Genomic DNA, 6,030 nt, shown 5'->3' on the forward strand with positions numbered 1-6,030 from the left:
ACGGGAGGGATTATGCTTGAGGTCATGGCGGTTGTTTTGCTGATTTTGTGGATACTGGGCCTGGTGAGCGCGCACACCATGGGCGGGTTCATTCACCTTCTCTTAATTTTGGCGGTGATCGTTGTGGGGGTACGTTTTTTTCAGAAGAAACGCGCTTGACTCAATAGGTTTCGGCATCCTTATTTATATAAGATGGATTAGAAAACCGACAGGAGTTGTTTTTGGCCATTGCTGACGACGCGTCCCTCCCCGACGAAGAACTGATCGCCGCCATCCGTGCGGGTGACCGGGAGGCGTTTGCCGTGCTGGTCAACAAACACCGTCCACCGCTGTTGGAAATGGCGTGTCGTATTCTCGGTCAGAAGGAAGAAGCCGAGGACGTTCTGCAGGAGGTCTTCATGAGCGTCCACACCCACCTGCAGAGTTTCCGTGGCGAGGCCAAACTCTCCACCTGGCTTTACACCATTGCGCTGAACCGGGTCCGCAACCAAATCCGACGGCGAGGGAAACGGCAAATGGTTTTCCTGGACGCCGGGTCGGAGGAAGGGGCCAACCGCCGGGAACTTCCGGAGAGAGGGCACGCCCTGGATGAAATCGTGGCTCAAGGGAGGGATTCCGAGAAGCTCCGGTCCGCCGTGGAAGAACTCCCCGAAACCTTTCGCTCGATATTCATTCTTCACTATTACCAACACTTCCCGCTAAAAGAGATCGCCAAACGGCTCGAAAAGCCCCTGGGGACGATCAAGGTCTACCTCCACCGAGGGCGCAAACACGTTTACGCCGCTTTCGTGCGCCCCCCCTCAGTGGTCGCCCCGCTTTCCGAGCCCGGGAGGTTTCCTTGAGAACCCGTTGTAACCTTCCGATTGAAAAGCGTGTCTCATTGGGTGACGGAAAAGGAGAACGCCATGGGTGGACGGCAGACGAACCAATGGATTGTTGGGATCTTGTTGACCTACATGGCGGCGTTCCTGCCTTTTTGGCCTTACAGTCACTCGGGGGACTACAACATCAGTGGAAAAATCGCCGTCATCCTTTCCGTTTTTATCGTTTTGAAGATAACGAAATACCTCTGATGGCTCTTTTTTCAATGGGGGAGTGGTGAGCGCCCCCCCTTTGAACAGAAGAGCCTCCGGTGACGCCGCCCGTTGGCGTCAGCGCCAATGGGTGGGGGACGCCCTGGGAGGCCTCGTCCTTTTGTCGATCCTTGTCAACGGGGTCTTTGTCTTCGCCTCCCTGCACAGAACGCCCCTGTCCGTTTTCCTTGGCGGCAGGGATACCGCTCATTTCGTTTTTATCCTGGGACTCATACTCCTGGGGTTCATTGTCTTGTGGCGGTTGGGGCCTCGGCATTTCCCCCTTCGCTTCCTGGCGGGTTCTTCGGTCCGGGCGGTGGTCCTTCGCCAATTCCTCCCGGTCGCCGCCGCGGCGGTGCTGGTCTTTGATGTTCTGAACGTGGCCTCCAATGGCAACGAGAAACTGACTTTCTCCTCATTTTTCGTTCTCCTTCTGTCCCTCGTTTCAATCGTTTACCTTTCGTTTCGAAGCTCCGTGGTGATCGGCCGTCGCATCGAGACCTCTCTAAAGGAAAGCGAGGATCGATACACCGTCCTCGTCAACAGCCTGAAGGACCACGCGGTATTGCTCTTAGACCCGGTCGGCCACATCATCACCTGGAACGCGGGCGCCGAACACATTTTCGGGTTCTCGGCGGAAGAAGTGATGGGCGATCTCGTTTCGCGCTTTTCCCCGGGGGGGGAGCGGGAAGGCGGGAAGATGGAAAACACCTTTCGAAAGGCGACGATCCAAAGCTTTTTTGAAGAGGAGGGTTGGCGGGGGCGAAAAGACGGTTCCCTTTTCTGGGCGGAAATCGTGACGACCCCGTTCACAAACGAAAAGAATGTCGTATTGGGTTTCTCCCAGGTCCTCCGGGATATTACACGCCGAAAACAAACACAGGACGCCCTGACCGCGTCTCTTCGGGAAAAAGAGGCCTTGCTAAAAGAAATCCACCACCGCGTTAAAAACAATCTCCAGATGATCTCCAGTCTCCTTCGCCTCCAGTCGGAGAACATTCAAGACCCGGCCCTCCTGGCCATTTTCTTGGAAAGCCAAAACCGGGTGCGCTCCATGGCCATTATTCACGAATGCCTCTACCAATCACCGGACCTGGCCCGCATGGACTTTTCGGATTACGTGCTCAAACTGACCGACAATCTGCTCCGAACCTACAGCGTTCAAATGGACAAAATCAAGCTGAGGCTCGACGTGGCCAAGGTTCCCTGAGCCTGGACATCGCCATCCCCTGCGGTCTCATCGTGACGGAGTTGGTATCGAACGCCTTGAAATACGCCTATCCCGGAGGGCGGGAGGGAACCATCTTCGTTCAATTCCGGTCATTGTCGGGAAATGGGTTCGAACTCACCATCGCTGACGATGGGGTGGGGTTGGACCATGCCATTGATTTCGAATCCACCGAATCCTTGGGTCTCCGGTTGGTTCACATTTTGACGGAGCAGTTGCGGGGGCGGATCTCCGTTCAGAACATGGGGGGCGCGCGGTTTACCATCACTTTTAAAGATCCTGCGAAACGGTCGCCAACAGAGGGAGGAGAGTTATGAAAGGGACAAAGATTTTAATCGTGGAAGACGAGCGCATCGTGGCGGAAGACCTGAAAAGATTTTTAACAAAAATGGGTTACGTCGTCACCGGTATCGCGGCCAGCGGGGAGGAAACCATTCGAAACGTGGAGCTTCAGCGGCCCGACCTCGTTTTGATGGACATTCGGATCCAAGGTCCCCAGGACGGAATCGAAGTGGCGGAGCGCCTCTACGCGGAGTACAACCTGCCCGTGAGTTTCCTCACCGCCTACGCGGATAGCGCCACTTTGGACCGGGCAAAAGTAACGATGCCGTTCGGTTACATCCTGAAACCCTTTGAAACGCAGTCCTTGCAAGCGGTGATCGAGTTGGCCCTCCATCGCCACATGATGGAAAAGGTGGTCGGTGAAATGGACGGCTGGCACGCCCGCGCGCTCCAAAACCTTCCGGGCTCCCTGATCGCCACGGACCGACTTGGCCGGATCGTATTTTTGAACAAAGCGACCGAACAACTTTCGGGCTGGACGCCAGACGCCCTGCTTGTAAAGCCATTGTCCAGCGTTCTCTCCCGAGCGAATAGTGAACCTCTGGTCCCGCCCGTCACTGAATCCGGTTCGGAGTGTCCCGGCCTTTTAAAGACAAAAGCCGGAATATCCCTTCCCGTCCTCTTTACCCAATCCCCCCTTTTCGGCGAAGATGGCGCGCCGGATGGTTACTTGATTCTCATCAAACCCTCATAATTTCAGCCGGACCCGTTACCTCCTTCCCCCGCGAAGAGCCCAATCGGACGTAGGCATTTTGAGCTTCGACAGGGGAGGGTCTCATGAACAAGGCCTTGTCCATTGCATTCCTCGTGGTCGGAGTTGTTTTTGTGGTGTAGGGGACCCGTGCGTCCGAATCCTTTGGGTCCGATCCATCTCGCTTCTTTACCCGCTCCCCAACGGACAAAACGGTCTGGCTTCTGATTGGCGGGGCGATTTGCTCCGTGGTGGGGATTTCAGGTTTTGTTGGCAGATCAAAAGAGGGAGCTGGCATGTAACCTTCTTCCCCTGAAGAACGTCCCATGGAAGTAGGGATTTTTAGAAACTTAAGGAGTCCAAAGATGGAACGAAATGCAGACGTAAAAGAATCGATTGAAACGTTGGGGGAAGACCTGCGCGCCCGTGTTTCCCGCAACGCGGAACCGATGAAGCAAGAGTTCAAACAAAACCTGGACAGCGCCGTTGCCTGGATGAAAAAGTATCCGGCTCTTTCCTTCGGTCTCGGCGTCGTTGCGGGCGCGGCCGTCGGTGCGGCGGCGACTCGCCTTCTGACTCCAACCCAAAGCAACGCTGAGAGAAAGGTGCGCCATTGGGTCCATAACGCGCAAGGCAGTTGGGACGAACTTCGCCAGGCCCTCTCGAGCATAAAAAGCTCTGTCAGCCGTTTGAGCAATTAACTCGGCGGTTTCCCTGCGGCTCGATTCCGCGGCGTCTGACAAGTCCAAACGTTGGACAAAAGATGCCTCGGAGTCGGGTTTTATTTATTTGGAGGTGACATCCATGGTTTCGTTATTAAGGAGAGGATTCTCCTTGACCAGCAAAAAGAGTCACGCTTTCGCAGTCGGACGGGTCTTTGTTATCGGTTTTTGGTTAATGCGGACCATCGCCGTTGGCGTCTCCGTCCAGGCCGACATGGTCCCGGACGTGGAGGTTTCTAAATCCGGAGGCGGTCTCCGGTTTTTTCCTTCCAACGACGTGTTCCGTCCTTTGCTGGCGGACCCAAAAGAACGGCAATTCTTTATGAGCCTCCTGAGTTTTAAAACACCCACCCAATCTTTTACGGCGTGGTCTGTTGGTTTCGGCGAAAGTTTGGGTTTGGTTCGGTGGGACGGCGAATCATTCCAAGCCCAACTGGGTTTCTTGGCCGGCGTGTTTTCCCAATTCAACTGGAGCACTCCTTCCAAGGACCTTATCAATACGGATTTCACCTTCGGATTGGCGGCCACTCATCGATGGCACAAATTTACGGGGCGCTTGCAGTATTACCATCAAAGCTCCCATTTGGGGGATGAACTTCTTCTGAACAACCCCATCCCGCGTTTGAATTACAGCTACGAAGCCATCGAAGAAGTCTTCGCCTTGGAAAATCCTCTTTTCCGGATTTTCGTGGGCGGGGAATATATGACGTCCCGGGACCCCAGCGATTTAAAACCGTGGAACATTCACTCAGGCGCTGAATTGCGCGGGGGAGATTCCCCCGCGTTCTTTCGACCCGTGGCCGGCCTGGACGTCATGTGGAAACAACAGTATTCGACGGAATACAATTTCAGCGTCAAAGCCGGCCTTGAGATAGGAAAACCCGCCATGCGGGACCGCCATATTCGTCTCTTGGCGGAGTTTTACGACGGGTATTCCCCCTACGGGCAATTCTTTAATGAAAAAATCCGCTATTGGGGCGCTGGCGTTTATGTTGGATTCTAACCCCGTTCATGCGTGTCGGTTTCGTGTAACCATCGGGCCCGACGTCGTGTCTTATCCTTTGTGAAAAGTCCATCAACTATTAATTGATGGCCGCGGTTTTGGTCAATTTGCAACCCGAAACCTACGACGAGCATTAAGTTCTAAAAATTAAAAGGAGTCTCACCATGAAATGGAATTCCAGTAAAGCAAATGGATTATTGCTGGCGGTGACGTTTTTCCTATCGTTGCCATTGGTCCATTCGGCCGAAGAGCTTGGGGTCGGAGACACGGGGTTTTCGATCGGGCCCCGAGCAAGTTATTTTAAGGCAAAAGATGCCGAGGAAGGGAGTTACTCCGCCGGCGTCCAAGCCCGGGCCCACTTGACGCCGGTTTTGGGAGTGGAGGGGTCCATCGATTACCGGAAAGATAAGTATGCCAACGACGTCAGCATCAAAACGTATCCGGTTCAGGCCTCCTTACTGGCCTACCTCGTTCCCCACTCCCCGATCAGCCCCTACCTGTTGGGAGGCACCGGATGGTATTTTACTCGCGTGTCAGGGGGGACGGCTGAAACTCAAACCGACAATCGGTTTGGCCTGCACGCCGGAGCCGGGCTGGAAGCGAGGCTAAACGAATTCCTCTCCGTGGACGGGAGCTACCGTTATGTGTGGCTGGAGGACATAGAAACCAAAAGCGCGAGCGCCTTGGACAAAACATACAACGATCAAGGCTCCATGATCACCGTCGCGGTAAACTTCCTCTTTTAGACCTCCCCCGACAAAAAAAGAACAAGGCCCGTCCCCCCAGGATGGGCCTTGCTTTTTTGGGACTGACAACCCAATGACGTGAGGGGACGCGACGTTCGATGATCACGGTTCGCTTCCGGGGCGGGGCCTCTGCCGATGAACATTCAGTCCAAAATGAAACGGGTTCTGTTTGGCCGTCCGCCGTGGCGCGGCCGCGCCTTCCCTCCGGCGTGAAAAACGAAAGGC

Annotated in this window: 9 protein-coding genes and 1 pseudogene; all 10 read left to right on the plus strand. The window is 54.8% G+C overall.

What is annotated here, in order from left to right; all coding sequences use genetic code 11:
- Nucleotides 1–12: 12 nt before the first annotated feature.
- The gene (locus IPI56_10525) at nucleotides 13–159 is read left to right on the plus strand and encodes a lmo0937 family membrane protein (GenBank protein ID MBK7546156.1); all 147 of its coding nucleotides are present in this window, start codon (nucleotides 13–15) and stop codon (nucleotides 157–159) included.
- A gap of 62 nt (nucleotides 160–221) precedes the next feature.
- On the plus strand, nucleotides 222–842 hold the full coding sequence (locus tag IPI56_10530) for an RNA polymerase sigma factor (protein MBK7546157.1): 621 nt from the start codon (nucleotides 222–224) through the stop codon (nucleotides 840–842).
- Between the two features lie 21 nt (nucleotides 843–863).
- Complete coding sequence (locus IPI56_10535; protein MBK7546158.1) at nucleotides 864–1,073, plus strand: DUF3309 family protein; 210 nt, start codon at nucleotides 864–866, stop codon at nucleotides 1,071–1,073.
- Between the two features lie 25 nt (nucleotides 1,074–1,098).
- Nucleotides 1,099–2,283: a PAS domain S-box protein gene (locus IPI56_10540; GenBank protein ID MBK7546159.1), complete on the plus strand. Its 1,185-nt coding sequence runs from the start codon at nucleotides 1,099–1,101 to the stop codon at nucleotides 2,281–2,283.
- 32 nt (nucleotides 2,284–2,315) lie between these two features.
- Complete coding sequence (locus IPI56_10545; protein MBK7546160.1) at nucleotides 2,316–2,618, plus strand: hypothetical protein; 303 nt, start codon at nucleotides 2,316–2,318, stop codon at nucleotides 2,616–2,618.
- Nucleotides 2,615–3,337: a response regulator gene (locus IPI56_10550; GenBank protein ID MBK7546161.1), complete on the plus strand. Its 723-nt coding sequence runs from the start codon at nucleotides 2,615–2,617 to the stop codon at nucleotides 3,335–3,337. The genes IPI56_10545 and IPI56_10550 overlap by 4 nt, the downstream gene beginning before the upstream one ends.
- 83 nt (nucleotides 3,338–3,420) lie before the next feature.
- A pseudogene (locus IPI56_10555) lies at nucleotides 3,421–3,636 on the plus strand (DUF3185 family protein).
- A gap of 63 nt (nucleotides 3,637–3,699) precedes the next feature.
- Nucleotides 3,700–4,035, plus strand: coding sequence for a hypothetical protein (locus IPI56_10560; GenBank protein MBK7546162.1), 336 nt, complete (start codon nucleotides 3,700–3,702; stop codon nucleotides 4,033–4,035).
- A gap of 196 nt (nucleotides 4,036–4,231) precedes the next feature.
- Nucleotides 4,232–5,059, plus strand: a complete 828-nt coding sequence (locus IPI56_10565) for a DUF1207 domain-containing protein (protein ID MBK7546163.1) — start codon at nucleotides 4,232–4,234, stop codon at nucleotides 5,057–5,059.
- A 164-nt stretch (nucleotides 5,060–5,223) separates the two neighbouring features.
- Nucleotides 5,224–5,805 carry a porin family protein gene (locus IPI56_10570; protein MBK7546164.1) on the plus strand — a complete coding sequence of 194 codons (582 nt, stop codon included), beginning with the start codon at nucleotides 5,224–5,226 and terminating at the stop codon, nucleotides 5,803–5,805.
- The last annotated feature ends 225 nt before the right edge of the window (nucleotides 5,806–6,030 follow it).

It is taken from the genome of Elusimicrobiota bacterium, from assembly GCA_016706425.1.
Classification (GTDB): domain Bacteria; phylum Elusimicrobiota; class Elusimicrobia; order FEN-1173; family FEN-1173; genus JADJJR01.

Bases quoted from the DNA above. Each gene is read 5' to 3' on its own strand.
- IPI56_10525 (MBK7546156.1), top strand. From the start codon at position 13: ATGCTTGAGGTCATGGCGGTTGTTTTGCTGATTTTGTGGATACTGGGC.
- IPI56_10550 (MBK7546161.1), top strand. From the start codon at position 2,615: ATGAAAGGGACAAAGATTTTAATCGTGGAAGACGAGCGCATCGTGGCG.
- IPI56_10560 (MBK7546162.1), top strand. From the start codon at position 3,700: ATGGAACGAAATGCAGACGTAAAAGAATCGATTGAAACGTTGGGGGAA.
- IPI56_10565 (MBK7546163.1), top strand. From the start codon at position 4,232: ATGCGGACCATCGCCGTTGGCGTCTCCGTCCAGGCCGACATGGTCCCG.
- IPI56_10570 (MBK7546164.1), top strand. From the start codon at position 5,224: ATGAAATGGAATTCCAGTAAAGCAAATGGATTATTGCTGGCGGTGACG.